A 17,767-nucleotide genomic window follows, 5' to 3' on the forward strand; every position below is an offset into this window, starting at 1 on the left:
CGCAGCCCAAGTAACAGGTGAATTTCGTGAGCCAGCCTACGCCAGCCGTGCGTACCTTCCAAGACTTGATCCTCGCCCTCCAGCAATACTGGGCCGAGCAAGGTTGTGTGGTACTTCAGCCCTACGATATGGAAGTAGGCGCCGGCACTTTCCACACCGCTACCTTCCTGCGGGCCATCGGCCCGGAAACCTGGAACGCCGCTTATGTGCAGCCCAGTCGTCGCCCGACTGACGGCCGCTACGGCGAAAACCCGAACCGTCTGCAGCACTACTACCAGTTCCAGGTGGTATTGAAGCCCAACCCGGATAACTTCCAGGAACTCTATCTGGGCTCGCTGAAACACGTCGGCCTCGACCCCTTGGTACACGACATCCGTTTCGTCGAAGACAACTGGGAATCGCCGACCCTGGGCGCCTGGGGCCTGGGCTGGGAGGTCTGGCTCAATGGTATGGAAGTGACGCAATTCACTTACTTCCAACAAGCGGGCGGCATCGAGTGCTACCCGGTAACCGGCGAAATCACCTACGGCCTTGAGCGCCTGGCCATGTACCTGCAGGGCGTGGATTCGGTCTACGACCTGGTATGGGCTGATGGCCCGTTCGGCAAAGTGACCTATGGCGACGTGTTCCACCAGAACGAAGTGGAGCAGTCGACCTATAACTTTGAACACGCCAACGTCGACAAGCTGTTCGATCTGTTCGATTTCTATGAAAGCGAAGCCAAGCGCCTGATCGAACTCGATCAGCCGCTGCCGTTGCCGAGCTACGAAATGGTGTTGAAGGCGTCCCATACCTTCAACCTGCTGGACGCCCGCCGTGCCATCTCGGTGACCGCGCGCCAGCAATACATCCTGCGTGTACGCACCCTGGCGCGTTCCGTCGCTCAAGCCTACCTGCTGGCACGCGCCAAGCTCGGCTTCCCGATGGCTACCGAGGATTTGCGTGATGAAGTGTTGGCTAAGTTGGAGGCTGCACAATGAGTGCTCAAGATTTCCTGGTTGAACTGGGCACCGAAGAGCTGCCACCCAAGGCGCTCAATACGCTGGCCGACGCCTTCCTGGCCGGTATCGAAAAAGGCCTGCAGACCGCCGGCCTGAAGTTTGAAGCGAAAAAAGTCTACGCCGCACCGCGTCGCCTGGCGGTACTGCTGACCGCGCTGGAAACCCAGCAGCCGGACCGCAGCATCAACCTCGATGGCCCGCCACGCCAGGCCGCCTTCGACGCCGAAGGCAACCCGACCCAGGCCGCCCTGGGCTTCGCCAAGAAGTGCGGCGTGGAGCTGAGCGATGTCGACCAGAGCGGTCCGAAACTGCGCTTCAGCCAGGTCATTACCGGCAAGCCGACCGCCAGCCTGCTGCCAACCATCGTCGAAGATTCCCTTAACGACCTGCCGATCCCCAAGCGCATGCGTTGGGGTGCGCGCAAGGAAGAGTTCGTGCGTCCGACCCAGTGGCTGGTGATGCTGCTGGGTGACCAGGTCATCGACTGCACTATTCTCGCCCAGAAGGCCGGTCGCGATTCCCGTGGCCACCGCTTCCACCACCCGCAAAGCGTGCGTATTACTTCGCCGGCCAACTACCTCAACGACCTGCGTGGCGCCTACGTATTGGCCGATGCCAACGAGCGTCGTGAGCTGATCAGCAAGCGCACCGAAGAGCTGGCCCGCCTGCAGGAAGGCACTGCCATCGTGCCGCCAAGCCTGCTCGACGAAGTGACCGCGCTGGTGGAGTGGCCGGTGCCGTTGGTGTGTTCGTTCGAGGAGCGTTTCCTCGATGTGCCGCAGGAAGCCCTGATCACGACCATGCAGGACAACCAGAAGTACTTCTGCCTGCTGGATGCGGACGGCAAGTTGCTGCCGCGCTTTATCACCGTGGCCAACATCGAGAGCAAGGACCCGCAGCAGATCATCGCCGGTAACGAGAAAGTCGTTCGCCCGCGCCTGACCGACGCCGAGTTCTTCTTCAAGCAGGACAAGAAGCAGAAGCTGGAAGACTTCAACCTGCGCCTGCAGAACGTGGTGTTCCAGGAGAAACTCGGCAGCGTCTACGACAAAGCCGTACGTGTTTCCAAGCTGGCGGCCTACATTGCACCACGCATTGGTGGTGACGCAGCCTGGGCCGCGCGTGCCGGCTTGCTGTCCAAGTGCGACCTGGCCACCGAGATGGTCGGCGAATTCCCCGAGATGCAAGGCGTTGCCGGCTACTACTACGCCCTCAACGATGGCGAGCCGAACGATGTGGCCCTGGCGCTGAACGAGCAGTACATGCCGCGCGGTGCCGGTGCCGAGTTGCCGTCCACCCTCACGGGTGCGGCCGTGGCGATCGCCGACAAGCTGGACACCCTGGTCGGCATCTTCGGCATCGGCATGCTGCCCACCGGTAGCAAAGACCCGTACGCCCTGCGCCGTGCGGCCCTGGGGGTGCTGCGCATCCTGATCGACAAGAAGCTCGACCTCGACCTGACCCAGGCCGTGGTCTTCGCGGTCGGCCAATTCGGTGCCAAGGTCAAGCAGGCCGGCCTGGCCGAGCAAGTGCTGGAGTTCGTGTTCGACCGCCTGCGTGCGCGCTACGAGGACGAAGGCGTGGATGTTTCCGTCTACCTGTCGGTTCGTGCCCTGCAACCGGGTTCGGCATTGGACTTCGATCAGCGCGTACAAGCCGTGCAGGCGTTCCGCAAGTTGCCTGAGGCCGATGCGTTGGCTGCCGTGAACAAGCGCGTGTCGAACCTGCTGGGCAAGGCCGAAGGCATGAGCAACGTTGATGTCGATCCGGGCCTGTTTGCCGATGCCAAGGAGTTCTCGCTGAACTCGGCCATCGTCAAGGCAGAGAACGCCGTGAAACCGCTGATCGCCGAGCGCAACTACGCCGAAGCGCTGGCGCGCCTGGCGACCTTGCGTGAGCCGGTGGATGCGTTCTTCGAAGCGGTGATGATCAATGCCGAAGACGCAGGTGTGCGAAAAAACCGCTACGCCATGCTGGCGCGCCTGCGTGGTCTGTTCGTCAATATCGCCGACATTTCGACCCTGAGCTGACCATGCTGAAGCTGCTGATTCTCGATCGGGACGGTGTAATCAACTACGACTCCGACGCCTACATCAAATCGGTCGAGGAATGGATTCCACTGCCAGGCTCGATCGAGGCCATCGCGCAGTTGAGCAAAGCCGGCTGGACAGTGGCCATCGCCACCAACCAGTCCGGCATTGCCCGTGGCTACTATGACCTCGCCACCCTGGACGCCATGCATGCGCGCTTGCGCGCGTTGGTGGCTGAGCAGGGCGGCGAGGTGGGCTTGGTTGTGTACTGCCCCCACGGGCCGGACGAGGGCTGCGATTGCCGCAAACCCAAGCCGGGCATGTTGAAAATCATTGCAGAACATTACAACGTGCCGTTGGCTGGGATATGGTTCGTCGGGGACAGCCTCGGTGACTTGGAGGCGGCCAAGGCCGTCGACTCTCAGCCAGTTTTGGTAAAGACCGGGAAAGGCGAAAAGACCCAGGCGAAAAACCTGCCGGTAGGCACATTGATTTTTGACGATCTGGCGGCAGTTGCCGCAGAACTTATCAACAACTAGCCGCCCTCGACTTCCTGACCAAGGATTGTTCGGGAGTGCGCTGTTCAACAGGCGGGCCGTGTCCCGCAACGGTAAATGCCGCCATGTCGATCTTGCAGGCCATCAGAACCTTTTTCTTTTACCTGCTGCTGGGCACCAGTTCGTTTCTCTGGTGCACCCTGAGCTTTTTTATTGCGCCGTTCCTGCCGTTCAAGGCGCGCTATCGCTTTATCAACGTTTACTGGTGCCGCTGTGCGTTGTGGTTGGCCAAGGTATTCCTGAATATTCGCTTCGAGGTCAAGGGCGCGGAAAACGTCCCTGAGCAGCCCTGCGTGATTCTGTCGAACCACCAGAGCACATGGGAGACGTTCTTTCTCTCGGCTTACTTCTCGCCCTTGAGCCAGGTGCTCAAGCGCGAGTTGCTGTACGTGCCATTTTTCGGCTGGGCGATGGCCATGTTGCGTCCCATCGCCATTGACCGTGACAACCCCAAGGCCGCGCTCAAGCATGTGGCCAAGAAGGGCGACGAGCTGCTCAAAGACGGCGTGTGGGTGCTGATCTTCCCGGAGGGCACTCGCGTACCCTACGGCACCGTGGGCAAGTTCTCGCGAGGTGGGACTGCTTTGGCGGTCAACGCCAATCTGCCGGTACTGCCGATTGCGCATAACGCCGGCAAGTTCTGGCCGAAAACCGGCTGGGCCAAACGCGAAGGCACGATTACCGTGGTCATTGGCGAACCGATGTATGCCGAAGGCGAAGGCCCTCGCGCCATTGCGGCACTGAATGATCGCGCCGCGGCCTGGAACGAAGCGCAGCAACGCGCCATGGGTTCACTGCCACCGGAGCCGATCGTTGTGGATACACCCGTCGTATGATGTTCTGTGGATAACCTGTGCACGGTTTGTTGGCGAATGGCTTCTTTTTTACGTTAAAGAGCTGATTTTATTAGATATTTAAAAAAGGGATAAAATCCCGAAAAAGGTGCATAAGTTTTTCCAGCTATAAAAAAACCGGTCTTGATGACCGGTTTTTTGTGTTCGCCCCAAATGCCTCGCTTACTCCTCCAGCAAGGGCAACCGAAGGTTGAATACGGTGCCTTTACCCAATGTGCTTTCACAACTGATAACGCCCCTGTGACGCTCCACCACCGCCTTGACCATCGTCAGGCCCAGCCCCAGTCCTTCGCTGCCTTGGGCTGAATCAAAGCGCCGGTACTGGCTGAACAGTTCGGGCAAATCGTCTGGCGCTATGCCAGGGCCCTGATCGCTGATGCGGCATCCAAGCCAGCCGTCAACAGCGGCATGACTCAACCTGACGGTGGTACCGGAAGGTGAGTACTTGACCGCATTCTCAAGCACATTGAATAACGCTCGAGTGAGCAGCGACTGATCGGCCAACACCATGCCTTCATCCGCCTCATCCAGGTCGTGGACCAAGTGGATGCCTTTGAGCTGAGCAATTACTGCCACTTGGTCGAAGGCATCCATCACCAACATGGCAAACAGCGTCGGCTGGAAGTGATAGCCATCGGCCTCGGCTTTGGCCAACTGCACGAATGACTCGGTGAGGCTCAACGCGCGTCGTACCTGCTGTTCGATCTGGGCAAATATCGGCGACTCGCTGCTGTGCACATCCAGCAATGCAAGGATCGCTGAGTGTGGGGCGCGCAAGTCGTGGGAAAGAAAGCGCAACATGGTTTCCCGATGCTGCTGGGCGTCACGCTCCTTACTCAGATCGGTAAGGCTTAATAGCCAGCCCAGGGCAAAATCGCCTTCGGCCGGTAGCAGGGGCGCAAGCTCCATGCGCAGGCTGCGCTGGTGGATATCGCGGAACTCGACCAGTTCCAGTTGCGCGAGGGCAGGGCGGACGCCATCGTGCAGCGGTGGATAACCCAGGTCGGCCAGTTGCTCCAGGAGATTTTCAGCGACCAGGTCATTGCCGAACACATTCCGGGCGATACGATTGGCCAGCAGAATATTGCCTTGCGGATCGGTGATCAGCGTCGCCACCGGCAGGCACTCCAGGCCATCGGCCATAAAGCGCCGGGTATCTCGTGTGCGGCTGACCGCTTGCTCCAGCGCGAAGATGCGCGACTGCAACACGTCGCCTCGGCTGGCAGGCGCACGGCGGCGTTCAGGCAGGACCTTGGGCTCGTCGTCCAGGCGCGCCAACTCCCAGCCGAAATAGGCGAGAATTACACTCAGTCGGCGCCAATTCCAGATCAGGTAGCTGAGCAACAAACCGATCAGGCAAGCGGCCGGCGACCACCAGTGCCCCATGCGTAACAACGTCCAGGCGCCGACCAACGCGATGAACATGCAGCCCAGCGTCATCCAGAGCGCATAGCGTGGCCGGTAGAGCAGCAACGCCAACAACAGCGCCACCAGTGAGGTCGCTATCAACGCCGCAAGCCATCCTGGAACATCTTCAATACTGCGACCTTGTAATAATCCATTGAGTACGTTGGCCTGAATGTCCAGCCCTGCGGTAGTACCAGCCGTGGAAAAGAGGGGTGTAACAAAACGATCCCCCATTGCAGACGCGTTTGCCCCCACCAGAATCAAACGGTCACGCAGTTGTGCCGGTGGCACCTCACCGTGCAATACGCTGACATAGGACACGCTGGGGAAGTGGCTATGAACAGGGATGGAGGGGATGCGGATCGCATGATCTCGGTGCCAGCGTTGCGGTGTCGATACCAGCGGCCCGCCGGGCATTTGTCGTGGTTCAACGGCCATTTGGTAAGCCAGCCAGGCAAGCTGCGGGACCATCACATCAGCTGGTCCTTCACGCAGATACACGCTGCGCACCACGCCGTCGCTGTCGGCTTCAACATTGATATGACCCAAGCCCCTGGCACATTTGAGTAATGGCAGCCTGTGCGCTTCGGCCTGGCCGTCGCCTGTGGAGTCGTCCTGCACCAAAGGCAGCACCACGTTGCCGGCGTTGCATAGCGCATCCGCCAGACGCTTATCGCCAGCGGGTTCTTCGGGCTCACTGAAGATCACGTCGAACAGAATCCCGGCCGGCTGCGCAGCGCTGAGGCGATCAATCAGATCAGCATGCAGGGTACGAGGCCAAGGCCATTGCCCGAGTTTCTTGAGGCTGGGCTCGTCGATGGTCACCAGCAAAATACGCGGATCTACCGGCAACGGCGTCAAGCGCAGCAGGCTGTCATACAGCGGGTTACTCAAGGCCAGCCCAGGACTCACCGACAGGTAGGCAGTTATAGGCAGCAGCAGCAAACCGATCCACAGCCATTCACGCACCAACCCGCGGAACAAGCGCTGGGCATGGGTCGGTTGCCGCTTCTCGGCCTTACCCCAGAGCATCATAGGTCACCGCGCCGGTGTTGGAGGAGGGTACTAAACATTGTCGTGGTTTCACTTCTGCTCGCGGGAAGCCCATTCTCGCCCAATCGGAAAAGTTTTCCTGCACGATGTTCATTGAGGCTCCGCCGTGGCGACTTGAAAGCGGTGAGGTGAGGGCGGCTCCGCTATGTGCACCGAGGAGTCTACGACGGCACATGTGTCGGCTGAGCCTTTTCCTTGCTATCGAGAGTCGGTATCTTTCCTGCCTGGGTAGAAACGTTTTCCAATGAGTTAAGCACTCTTGGAAATGAGCCTACCGAGAGATCCAGGGGGGCGTTGGTTCTGAGCACAATTCTTCAGATTCAACGACCGGCATCTGCGCAGTACGTGCCTTGATGAGGACGACGGCTGCCGTACTCTTCAAGACGAAAGGACCCACCCATGCGTGTCGCAATACTGGATGACGAACCCGCGGAATTACGCCGGGTGGAACAGACACTGCGACAAATCCCAGGTACTGCGGAACAGCCTTGGGCCCTGCATTGTTTCGAGCGTGGGGAAGACCTGCTGCGTCAACTGCGACGGGAAACCTTCGATCTGTTGATCCTGGACTGGCAACTGCCGGACATCACTGGTATCGCATTGCTGCGCTGGACGCGCGAACACATGGAATCGCCGCCTGCTGTGATCATGCTGACCAGCCGCGATGCCGAAAGCGATATCGTCACCGCGTTGAACAGCGGCGCTGACGACTATCTCAGCAAACCCTTTCGCCCTAATGAACTGAAAGCCCGCGTCAACGCAGTGCTCCGCCGTCACGGCCTGCAGAAATCCGCCACACAGGAAGTACAGAGTTTCAACGATCTGACCTTCGACGATGCAGAACTGACGGTTACACGCGCAGGTAAGCCGATCAACCTCACCGAACGAGAGTACCGCCTGGCCAGCTGTCTGTTCGCCAACCTGGCGAGGCCGTTGTCCCGCGAATACCTGTACGAACGCTTCTGGACCCATGAAGAAATGGTCTCATCCCGCCCGCTGGATACCCATATCTACCGGTTAAGAAACAAGCTCGGTCTGACGGCGGATCGGGGTTGGCAACTGCTGACCATCTACGGTTATGGCTATCGTTTGGAGAGTGTGCCGGCCCCTTCCTCCAGCTAGGAATGACGATGTTCCACGTGGAGCAATTGAAAAACCAGATTCAGCTGGTGAAAAAAAAAGGCCAACGCTAAGAAGCGCTGGCCTTTTTACTTCGACGAGGGGTAAACCGGATGTAGGTTCACAAAATAGTCGCTTCAAGACCTCCAGCAAACGCTGGTAGACAATCATTTATCTAGTGAGTCCGCTGGCCGGAATTCACTGAATAAATGAGAAAAGCACACATGTTTCACACAATAGTTGGTTCCACGGCGAACAGGGCGCGGCAAGTGATGCTGCGAGAGGCGCCTGGCGCCTGCTAGGCTGTTCTGTCAATCAGAGTTGTGCGCAATGGCTGGGCCAACCTCCAAATCCCAGTGGCTACCGTCGCTCCATTCCCTCCCTTTTTCTTTCTGTAGGTAACCTACAGAAAGTTATTGCGGTTTGTGCAGAGGCCGGTTATAAATGCCTCTCCTTAGGTAACCTACCTACACACAGAGAGTGCAGCGAGATGAACACCCACTACGATCCAAAAGCAGTTGGCGATGCCATCGATAACATCACCTCAGGTTTAGAGCGCGTGATGACCGGATTTGCCAACCTGAAAACGCTCTTGGCGCCTGTCCCCGATGCTTCCGATATCCCTGAGCTCGATCCTCGCGATCCTGCCAATAAGTTCGAGAGCGGCAAGCTGACCGATCGGGGCATTGAGGTGTGCTACCGGCTTTTTGATGCTGGAAAAAGTCGGTATGCCGTTGGTGCGGAAATGGAGATCAGCTTCGGCGCAGCAACCCATCGCTTTGAAGCGTGGAAGAAGGCAGGTGGCCTCGATCGCGAGAAGCTTCCACTGAACTGAGTAATGACGAAATGACCAGCGCTGCCTCCCAGGGCCAACTGGTCATTGTTTCCAGAGAGGTTAGATGCGATGCCAGTCCAGAGGACTCACCTGCCTTCAAGGAGCGCTGTTGAGCGAGTTCACACAATAAAGGCCCTTCAGTAAAAGCCTTCGGACGCCATCCTATTTTCTAAAAACGCGAATCTCGCCGAAAAAGTACTGGGTAGGAGGGCAGAGTTCATGGAGCTCAGTCACCCCGCCCCACTTCCGGCACGACCTCCGCTCCTACAGCAGGCGCGTCACGCCAAAGCACGATTTCAGGTGATTCAGGTAAATCGAAATCACATTGCTTCAGCAGATCAACCAACTTGTATCGCTTGTGAACCGAAGACCTAGTGGAGGTTACCTGCCCTGAGTGCTGATCGTGATTTTGGTCCCGAGCCATTCGCTACTCCTATCGCTGAGCGGTGAGCGTATCACTGGTTCAGGTAGCTTCCTGCTCCGCTCATCGCATTCTGATGGGCTAGCCGCAAGCGGTAAGCGTCATACGACTGATCGCGACTAGGAGCCGAGGAATTCAATCATTAGTAGGGAAAGGGGGAATATTCATTTTCCCACGGTCGTCGAGAGAGGGGATTGTTAGAAGCCGTTGGGGAGAACAGCATAGACACACGATACCGGCACGCCCGACTCACCACGCATGGCCTTAGACGCCGTTCATGATTGACTGCCCTCGGCCTCAGAGCTACTAGCCCCACTTGGACATCAGTAGTGATTAAGCCTCTGTGAGAGGGTGAGTTCTTAAGGTGTAAGTTACAGGTGAGCGAGTCAGCATGGCGGTCTGTCGGTTGTGTTCCTTGGATGCGCGGGTCTGGCTGCCCTTTGGCTGGTCTTTGCTGATACGATGCGCTCTCAGTCTCAGGCAAAACATAACTGAGCAAATTTTGTAGCTTGGCTTTATCGCCAGGCACAAAAAACCCCGTCCCGCGAGGGACAGGGTCTGGCGTTGTTGTAGGGGGAATACTTGGCGGTAAGAGCCCTGCAACGACTAAACCGATGCCTTAGGCAGAGGTCGTGAGCGAAGTGTGGGCTATTGGGTATAGTTATACAATACCGTAATAGCTGTTGGCAGATGGCTGGCACTCGTTCTCGACTCTCTTGCTTTGGCGTTCTTTTAAAGGAATCAGCCATGAGAGAGACCAAAAATCGCCGTGTTCGGCGTCGCACACCACAGCACCTCAGGACAGTCCACGTAAGCGCCTATAGCCGCAATCGCTACGGGCACCGGGAGAGTGTATGTGAGCACTATCGTAGCCCCCCCCTGGACTCAGCTGATATTTGAGTTCTAGGTGGTAGAGGGGTAGGAAACTACCCCTTCCCCGGTTTGTCAGCTTGAAGTTCGTTGAGTTGAGTGTTGCGTGAGTCCGGGCATCGCTGGGGTTTCGCACAATATTCATGTGCGCTCGATCATCGGCTGCGTCCTTAAGCCCACGCGACTGTTTTGCTCCCACTATGGCGGCGGCGAACAGATGAGCTACGTCTTGTATCGATTTCAACAGCCGCTTATCAAGCGGGCCTCCCTTGAGCGGCCGGAGTAGCGCCTCTTTAAAAATCCTTGGTTACCCTCGGATCGACGTTTGAGAACATGTAATCCCTTCAAAGTTGTCGAACAGCCGTCTTCCTCTCGCTCGTCACACGGATTGAACTCTCGTCAGCGCGACTTCGTCCTCTGCTCTGAGGGGCTCAGTGCAATCCTGCCGCGTAGTCCCATCACGCGTTTTCACACAGAAAGCGAGGGACGATATGAATACTTCAGATAGTAGGGAAGGTTCTCAAACAGACGCACCAGCAGACGGGAAGCCCGAGCCAGATTTACAACACCTGAAGGAGGATGTTACTGAGGTGCTCGGTGGTGCCCGACAATAGGCTGATGCGCAATTCGGCCAATACCGCGATACGGCTGCCGATCAGATAGAGGCGCTGGCACAAGGAGCGAAAAGCTTCGTTTCCGAGCTGGAAGATAAGGACGCGCTGGGCATGTCCGATTATCTAACCGACATAGCTGAGTCCATGAATGGATTGGCGGGAAATCTTCGAGGGAAAAGTGCAGAGGAATTGCTTCACGACGCAGCCGACCTGGCTCGAAGCAATCCCGGTTTGTTCATCGCCGGCAGCATCGCCTTAGGCTTCGGCCTTTCGCGATTTCTAAAGGCAGGCAGTTCTGCCGCAGCGACAGTCACCGCGAGTCACGATCCGGCCGCGAGCACCTCGACACCGCCCGCCGGAGGGTTTGGTGCACACCGACCTTACGAGACGTCCCCTCCATCGCCGTCCGATCCGCAACCTGGTTTGGCTACCGGCATCACACCGACTTCGCCGAGTGAATCCGACCATCCCACGGATTTTACCGGAGCAACAACGTCGGCTTCGCCAAGTACGAAAGGAGCACTGTGATGAACAGAGACGATTCAGAACTGCCGGCGTCAAGACCGCTGGTCCAACCTGAAGACGCGTCGGTGGTTGGCCTGTTGCGACAATTATCTCGAGAAGTCCCCGCGTTGTTCACCAAGGAATTGGCGCTTGCCAAAGTAGAGCTTCAGTCCAGCCTCAACACGCTGAAGGCCGGCATCGCTGCGGTGGCGGGTGGAGCGATTGTGTTCTTGGCGGGCTTCATCATCCTGTTGATGTCGGCAGTCTACGGCTTGAGCCTGTTCATGGCACCGTGGCTAGCTGCTCTCATAGTCGGTGTTGTCGTGATGATCATTGGCTTCGCCATGCTGCAATCAGGAAAAAAACAATTCGAACCGTCCCACCTCAAGCCAGACCGTACCCTGGACGCTTTGAATAAAGATCAGGAAGCACTGCGGAGGAAAGTCTCATGAACAGTGAAATGGATATCGAATCCGAAAAAAGCCCTGAGCAGATCGAGCGGGAAATCGATGCGCAACGTGCCAGCATCGGCAATATAGTCGACAAGCTCGAAAGCAAGTTCACCCCAGGCCAGATGATTGATCAGGCGTGGGGCATGATGCAGAACAATGGCTCAATGTTCTTGAGTAACTTCGGCACAAGCGTGCGAAACAACCCAGTACCCGCAGTGCTGACCTCGGTGGGTTTGCTATGGCTGATGATGAGCCAAAACCGGCCGCCAGTGCCGCAGCCAACCTACCGAACGGGGCCGGATCAGGACAGGACAGGGGAATGGGCGGACGGCTTGGCAGAAGGCATCGGCAACGCCAAGGATCATCTGCATCAGACCGCCGATTCGCTAAAAGAGGGTTACCATTCGCTTAAGGGTAAGGCTGGCCATTTGAGCGACAACGTTGGCGAAGCGACCGATAATCTAAGTCACGCCATGCATGACGTCACCGACCGGCTCACGCGCAATACTCAGGTTCTCGGGCAACAGTTCAATCAATTGCTGCGGGAGCAGCCATTGGTGGTGGCTGCTGCGGGTATCGCCTTGGGCGCAATTATCGGTGCCGCCTTGCCGACCACTACGACCGAACAACGTTACATGGGTAGAACCAGTGCGGGCTTGGTCGATAAAGTGAAGAAACAGGCCCAAGAGGGGTACGAAGCGGTTCGCGATACTGTGACAAAAACCACCGGTCACGTAGATGCTCGTGGCCCGAGTTCGACTCCCAATACCGCGACTAACACATCAGCGGATCTCTCAAGTGGTTTAGGTACGTCATAAGCGGCGCTTCACCCGGGGAGGTCAGCAACTGGCCTCCTTTTTATTCAAATGCGAGCAGGGAAATATCCTCTCCTAAGTCGCAAAGCATTCGGCAACGCCGGCGCGCCATTGACCTGCTGTTTTCCTTGACCAGGGAATCTTTGCGCATGAAGGCGAGAATCCTCCCCGTACCTGTTGCTCGGCGCCTGCACAGACCTAGTGTCCCGTCGTCGGCTCCAAAACTCTGGTATGTCATCGCCCACGGCTTTCTTTTGTTTGATCTAAAATCCTTGATAGCGGATGACTTCACCTACGGCCTATGTAAGTCGCTTTAGCCCATCGGAGGTGGCGTCTTACCAAGACCACCCAAATTTTGAAAAAAATGTGAACCAGTCAAATGTTCAGGCCTTGAAAGCGATTTTTTTGTCGCCAGAAATGTATCGTCTTGAACGTAGTGGTCTGAAGAGGATCCTATCTTCGCCACAGTTAAAACATTCGCGTGTCTTGCTCTCGGGAGACTACACAGGAGGACTTAAGATGATTTCAACCCTGGAGCTACGCCGGATCATAGAGGAGAGTTTTCGACCACTGGAGTGCCAATGCACTTTGATGCCTGGAAATTCGCTTCAGGTACGTGTGACTGATCCAGCGACTGGTAGTGTGGACCTGCTTGTCACTGGCATCTCGACGCATACATTGGTCAGCCCGCGAGCCATCTCAGAGTTGATTGCTGAGCTTCGGTACGACCTCGACACAAACAAGCAAAAAAGCCTGGTAGGTATTTCTGCCGCCTGGTGAGGCTCAGATAGTGCTGAGGGCTTGAGCCATTTTGAAGCCCTCAACACGCCCTCTAGGACATCCGCGCACCAGTTGGCTGTGCCGCAGGCTCTTCGACATCCATCCCTGCGACGGTCCCTGTGTCCGTACCGTGCAATTGCACCTCCTCGTTATCCCCCATCTTGCTGTAACGCTTGCGTAACTCGCGCAGCTCCTTGGTATCCAGATGATCCAATGAAAGGAAGGCGTTTTGCGCGTCGTTTGTTGCCCGGATCAGCTCATCGAGTTTGAGGTGCAAGATGTCGTTGTCCCTGTTCTGTGTGTTCTGAATGAGGAACACCATCAGGAAGGTGATGATTGTGGTCGACGTATTGATGATCAGTTGCCAGGTGTCGTTGTAGTGAAAGTACGGTCCGGTTAACGCCCAAGCGACAATCAGCAAAATAGCTGTCAGGAAGGTTTTCGAGCTGCCGGCCCAGTTAGAGAGTGCTTGGCAAAACTTTGCGAATTTCATGACCATGAGTCCTAGTGGTAGATGACAGTTCGACCACGTACGCTCTCTGAAATTCTATGTTACATCTCCCAGCAGGGCTTCGATTTTTGCTCCCCGAAGACGTCCCGATCACTGATAGCAGTTGAGCCAACGAGCAGCGCAAAAGTTTGCGATGTCCGCACTCGGCGCCGACGACTGGCGGCAATTTTTTCCAAAAATCCAATACAGAGCCGTTTGTCGCGGTGACTGAAAACAAATTGCAATTACTGCATCAGCTTACGCTTCAGATGTCTGTGGGCTCGCACCCGATCTTTCTCGGATGAGTATCGAGCCTCGCCTGACCTGAGGAGATTTGTCATGTTTCTACATAACAAGCGACTTCAATATACCGTGCGTGTCGCCGAGCCAAATCCGGGCTTGGCCAATCTGTTACTGGAGCAATTCGGCGGAGCACAAGGGGAGCTTGCAGCAGCATCGCGTTACTTTACCCAAGCGCTAGCCGAGGATGATCCTGGTCGAAAAGATCTGCTGATGGACATTGCGACCGAGGAGCTGAGCCACCTGGAAATTGTCGGCTCCATCATCGTCATGTTGAACAAGGGTGCCAAAGGCCGAATGGCCGAGGGCGTCGAAGAAGAGGGTGAGTTGTATCGGGCCATCAATGGCGCCGGTAACGACTCTCACATCACCAGTCTGCTGTACGGGGCAGGAGCACCGCTGATCAACTCGGCGGGCGTGCCATGGTCGGCAGCCTATGTCGATACGATCGGAGAGCCCACAGCTGATTTCCGCTCAAACATTGCCGCTGAGGCCCGCGCAAAAATCGTCTACGAGCGGCTGATGAATGTTACAGACGATCCTGGCGTTAAAGAGGCGCTCGGGTTTCTCATGACCCGTGAAATCGCCCACCAACTTTCCTTCGAAAAGGCACTGCACGCGATCCAGCCAAACTTCCCGCAAGGCAAGCTTCCCGGCATGCCGGAGTTCACCAACGTGTACTTCAATATGTCCCACGGGGAAGGCAGCACCCGTGGTCCGTGGAACCAGGGAGACGACTGGGAGTTCGTGGAAAACCCTGAGCCAGCGGTAGATGGCGGTGACGGTACCGCCAGTGTCCAGCTCAGCGCTGAGGAAGATGCGCTGCTGCTGGATATGAAGGCTCGAACCATGTCCGACCCGGACAGTAACCCTATCACTGGCGCCGATCTAGGTGCGGGTGTTCAAGGCCAACCAGAAGCTTGATCAGAACCGCACGTCGCAACAGCGTGCGGTTTTTTATCCATGCAATCAGAGGTACACAACATGAATTCGAATCCCGGCGTTTTAAACAATGACCTAGCGCAGTCCTTGTCCGATCGATTCAACGCTACCGCCACATCCTTTAACCGGACCGCTACGCGAATCGCTAAAACCTTGCGTCAGTCGACAGTCAGTTCTAATGGGAAGCGTTCAACCGGACGGTAGGAGGCGACATGTCTTTCTCCTCATCGTCCGCGAGAACTCCATTGCGCACTTGGTGGGGCATGGCGTCCAGTGGGGGTTGGCCAGGAGTCATATTCTGGGGGACGCTCTTGCTCGTAACGGGTCTGCTGTTGATCAGCGGTTACTCCGCGATGGTAGGAGCTGAAAAGGAAAATCTGCGCCTGGCCGCACTGGGTGGCCTGTCAGGATTTGGGGCGACCGCTTTGGGTGCTTTGGTGGCCATCGTCCTTCGCGATATCGCCTCGCGCACCCAAGACATCATGCTGGGATTCGCCGCCGGCATGATGCTGGCGGCCAGTTCCTTCTCACTGATCCTGCCGGGTATCGAGGCCGCTCAGGCGCTGTGTGGCAACCAGCTACTGGCCGCTTGTGTCGTTGTGTTTGGATTGGCCTTAGGCGTTGCGCTGATGGTTGGCCTAGATCGGTTTGTGCCACACGAACACCAAGAAAGCGGCAGGCGCGGACCGGACTCTAAACGCATCAATCGCGTCTGGCTGTTCGTATTGGCCATCACCCTGCACAACCTGCCAGAGGGAATGGCAATCGGCGTCAGCTTCGCCAATGGCGACATGAAAGTGGGCCTGCCGCTGACAACTGCCATTGCCATCCAAGACATTCCGGAAGGGCTCGCCGTTGCACTGGCTTTACGTGTCACCGGCGTCTCTGCTTGGCGGGCGGCGTTGATCGCCATCGGTTCCGGTTTGATGGAGCCCTTGGGCGCAGTGGTAGGACTGGGTGTATCGAGCGGCTTCGCCCTTGGCTATCCAATAGCCTTGGGCCTAGCAGCCGGCGCGATGATCTTCGTGGTGTCGCACGAGGTCATTCCTGAAACACACCGCAACGGCCACGAGACGCCAGCGACCTTAGGGCTGATGCTTGGATTCGGGGTGATGATGTTCCTCGACACTGCGTTGGGATAGCGGCATGAACACTTCATCCGCGAATCGAAAAAATCTTGGAACGCCTCTTAAAAATATTGAGTCAGTTTTCATGATCGCCACGATGGCGGGCGAGTAAACCAAGCGCCACGCCTCGGGTAAACATCCAACGACCAGAAGGAAGTTAGAAATGGCTAGAAAAACTGTTGAAGACTTGTTCATCCATGAACTCTCCGATGTTTACAGCGCCGAGAAGCAGATTACCAAAGCGTTGCCGCGCTTGGCGCGGGCCGCGACCAACCCACTGCTCGCCGAAGCCTTCACCTCGCACCTTGAAGAGACCCAAGGCCAAATCGAACGCATCGATCAGCTAGTCGAACTCACTGGCCTGAAGCTCAAACGCATGAAGTGTGTTGCGATGGAGGGCTTAGTCGAAGAGTCCAAAGAGTTGCTCGACGAAATAGATAAAGGCGCGGTGCTGGATGCGGCGCTGATCGGTGCGGCGCAGAAGGTCGAACATTACGAAATCGCCAGTTACGGCACGCTGATCGCGATGGCTAAGCACCTGAAACTCGACGATGCGGCTGCACTGTTGCAAGCCACCCTCGCTGAGGAGAAAGGCGCCGACGAGAAGCTGTCGAAGATTGCCGAGCAAGGTGGTAACCAGGCGGCGACCCTCGAAAAATAGAGACCTTTGAACTAGGTCGAATGCACGCCACGGCGCATACGGTAGCCGTGGCGTTTTTAGACTAAGCCGATTGTCGTGTTGTATGAACCTTACCCATTGCCTGTTCGCCCAACGTATACGAATGACGGAGGTGCATCATGCAAACCGAATATCTTTGGATCGCCTGCGCAGGGATTCTTCTCCTGTTGGATCTGTGGGCACTGAACAGTGTCATCAGGAGCGATAAGCCTTCCGGAACCAAAGCAGGTTGGACAGCGTTGATCTTTCTGGCGCCCCTGATCGGGGTCGTAATCTGGGGTGTCGCAGGGCCGCGAGGCATCACCAAAGGGCCATCTTCGCCGGAACATAGCAAAGGATGAACTCACAGGGATGGACACACCTGAGGTTAACGCTTTGCCAAGAATCCTGACTTCACAAACCAGCGAAGCCGAGCTAACCGCACACAACGCCCAGATGTTCGGGTCGCCCAAGGAGCGGCTGGAGTTTTATCGTCGTGAGATTCATTACGAAACGTCGATCTTGGCCAATCGGACTGATGCGTACTTGGCAGCGCAATCCTTTTTGGTGATCGCATTCGCGTCCTGTATGGGAAACCTCAACCCCGAGTGGGGCAAGCTGTTCACGCTGATCGTGCCTGCTTTTCTTGCACTGCTGGGATTACTCAGCACGCTTAACGCTTGGCCCGGCATTCGGGCAGCCTACGACATCATTGATCATTGGTACTACAAGCAGAGTGAGCTCTTGAGGAGCGAACCGGTGATGGGCATGGCCTATGATGAGTCTCCGCTGTTCTGCGAGCGAGAATCTACCCACAAGGGCTATCGCAAGGCACTGTTATTTTCTGTGCGCACACCTTGGATCTTCGCAACGTTTTGGATCGTGCTCGGATTCTGGTCAGTGCTCATCCAGCTCACAAAACCGTTCGGTTAGCTAAC

16 protein-coding genes and 1 pseudogene are annotated in these 17,767 nt (G+C 56.8%); 15 read left to right on the forward strand and 2 right to left on the reverse strand.

Annotated elements, in window-relative coordinates; genetic code table 11:
• The first annotated feature begins 26 nt into the window (after window positions 1-26).
• From glyQ to G7025_RS06365, 4 genes are all read left to right on the forward strand, one after another.
• Window positions 27-980: a glycine--tRNA ligase subunit alpha gene (glyQ, locus tag G7025_RS06350; protein ID WP_181077500.1), complete on the forward strand. Its 954-nt coding sequence runs from the start codon at window positions 27-29 to the stop codon at window positions 978-980.
• Window positions 977-3,031, forward strand: a complete 2,055-nt coding sequence (glyS, locus tag G7025_RS06355) for a glycine--tRNA ligase subunit beta (RefSeq protein WP_181077501.1) — start codon at window positions 977-979, stop codon at window positions 3,029-3,031. The genes glyQ and glyS overlap by 4 nt, the downstream gene beginning before the upstream one ends.
• A gap of 2 nt (window positions 3,032-3,033) precedes the next feature.
• Complete coding sequence (gene gmhB, locus G7025_RS06360; protein ID WP_181077503.1) at window positions 3,034-3,570, forward strand: D-glycero-beta-D-manno-heptose 1,7-bisphosphate 7-phosphatase; 537 nt, start codon at window positions 3,034-3,036, stop codon at window positions 3,568-3,570.
• Between the two features lie 83 nt (window positions 3,571-3,653).
• On the forward strand, window positions 3,654-4,424 hold the full coding sequence (locus G7025_RS06365) for a lysophospholipid acyltransferase family protein (RefSeq protein WP_181077504.1): 771 nt from the start codon (window positions 3,654-3,656) through the stop codon (window positions 4,422-4,424).
• Between the two features lie 180 nt (window positions 4,425-4,604).
• Here G7025_RS06365 and G7025_RS06370 read toward each other — a convergent pair whose 3' ends face one another.
• The gene (locus G7025_RS06370) at window positions 4,605-6,884 is read right to left on the reverse strand and encodes a CHASE2 domain-containing protein (protein ID WP_181077506.1); all 2,280 of its coding nucleotides are present in this window, start codon (window positions 6,882-6,884) and stop codon (window positions 4,605-4,607) included.
• Window positions 6,885-7,301: 417 nt separating this feature from the next.
• Here G7025_RS06370 and G7025_RS06375 point away from each other — a divergent pair, with 417 nt between their 5' ends.
• From G7025_RS06375 to G7025_RS06400, 6 genes and pseudogenes are all read left to right on the forward strand, one after another.
• Complete coding sequence (locus G7025_RS06375; protein WP_181077508.1) at window positions 7,302-8,024, forward strand: response regulator transcription factor; 723 nt, start codon at window positions 7,302-7,304, stop codon at window positions 8,022-8,024.
• Between the two features lie 487 nt (window positions 8,025-8,511).
• Window positions 8,512-8,856: a hypothetical protein gene (locus tag G7025_RS06380; protein WP_181077509.1), complete on the forward strand. Its 345-nt coding sequence runs from the start codon at window positions 8,512-8,514 to the stop codon at window positions 8,854-8,856.
• A gap of 1,391 nt (window positions 8,857-10,247) precedes the next feature.
• Window positions 10,248-10,367, forward strand: a pseudogene (locus tag G7025_RS06385) (hypothetical protein); the annotation flags it as partial.
• A gap of 921 nt (window positions 10,368-11,288) precedes the next feature.
• Entirely contained in the window at window positions 11,289-11,717 is a 429-nt protein-coding gene (locus G7025_RS06390) for a phage holin family protein (protein ID WP_181077512.1), read from the forward strand.
• A complete protein-coding gene (locus G7025_RS06395; protein ID WP_181077514.1) occupies window positions 11,714-12,535 on the forward strand; it encodes a DUF3618 domain-containing protein in 822 nt (273 codons plus the stop codon). Before G7025_RS06390 ends, G7025_RS06395 begins: the two co-directional genes overlap by 4 nt.
• Window positions 12,536-13,051: 516 nt before the next feature.
• Window positions 13,052-13,312: a DUF1652 domain-containing protein gene (locus tag G7025_RS06400; protein ID WP_181077636.1), complete on the forward strand. Its 261-nt coding sequence runs from the start codon at window positions 13,052-13,054 to the stop codon at window positions 13,310-13,312.
• 52 nt (window positions 13,313-13,364) lie between these two features.
• Here G7025_RS06400 and G7025_RS06405 read toward each other — a convergent pair whose 3' ends face one another.
• Window positions 13,365-13,805, reverse strand: coding sequence for a low affinity iron permease family protein (locus G7025_RS06405; RefSeq protein ID WP_181077515.1), 441 nt, complete (start codon window positions 13,803-13,805; stop codon window positions 13,365-13,367).
• A gap of 336 nt (window positions 13,806-14,141) precedes the next feature.
• On the opposite strand from G7025_RS06405, the gene G7025_RS06410 reads away from it, so the two are divergent.
• The 5 genes from G7025_RS06410 (at window position 14,142) to G7025_RS06430 (ending at window position 17,762) form a co-directional block, all read left to right on the forward strand.
• A complete protein-coding gene (locus G7025_RS06410) occupies window positions 14,142-15,026 on the forward strand; it encodes a manganese catalase family protein (protein ID WP_181077517.1) in 885 nt (294 codons plus the stop codon).
• Window positions 15,027-15,256: 230 nt separating this feature from the next.
• Window positions 15,257-16,186 carry a ZIP family metal transporter gene (locus G7025_RS06415; RefSeq protein ID WP_181077518.1) on the forward strand — a complete coding sequence of 310 codons (930 nt, stop codon included), beginning with the start codon at window positions 15,257-15,259 and terminating at the stop codon, window positions 16,184-16,186.
• 148 nt (window positions 16,187-16,334) lie between these two features.
• Window positions 16,335-16,832 (forward strand): YciE/YciF ferroxidase family protein, encoded by a 498-nt coding sequence (locus tag G7025_RS06420; RefSeq protein WP_181077520.1) that lies wholly within the window; start codon window positions 16,335-16,337, stop codon window positions 16,830-16,832.
• Between the two features lie 137 nt (window positions 16,833-16,969).
• A complete protein-coding gene (locus tag G7025_RS06425) occupies window positions 16,970-17,191 on the forward strand; it encodes a PLDc N-terminal domain-containing protein (protein WP_181077521.1) in 222 nt (73 codons plus the stop codon).
• Between the two features lie 34 nt (window positions 17,192-17,225).
• Window positions 17,226-17,762 carry a hypothetical protein gene (locus tag G7025_RS06430; protein ID WP_181077638.1) on the forward strand — a complete coding sequence of 179 codons (537 nt, stop codon included), beginning with the start codon at window positions 17,226-17,228 and terminating at the stop codon, window positions 17,760-17,762.
• The last annotated feature ends 5 nt before the right edge of the window (window positions 17,763-17,767 follow it).

Origin of the sequence: Pseudomonas lurida, from assembly GCF_013522705.1 — a bacterium.
Lineage (GTDB): Bacteria > Pseudomonadota > Gammaproteobacteria > Pseudomonadales > Pseudomonadaceae > Aquipseudomonas > Aquipseudomonas quebecensis.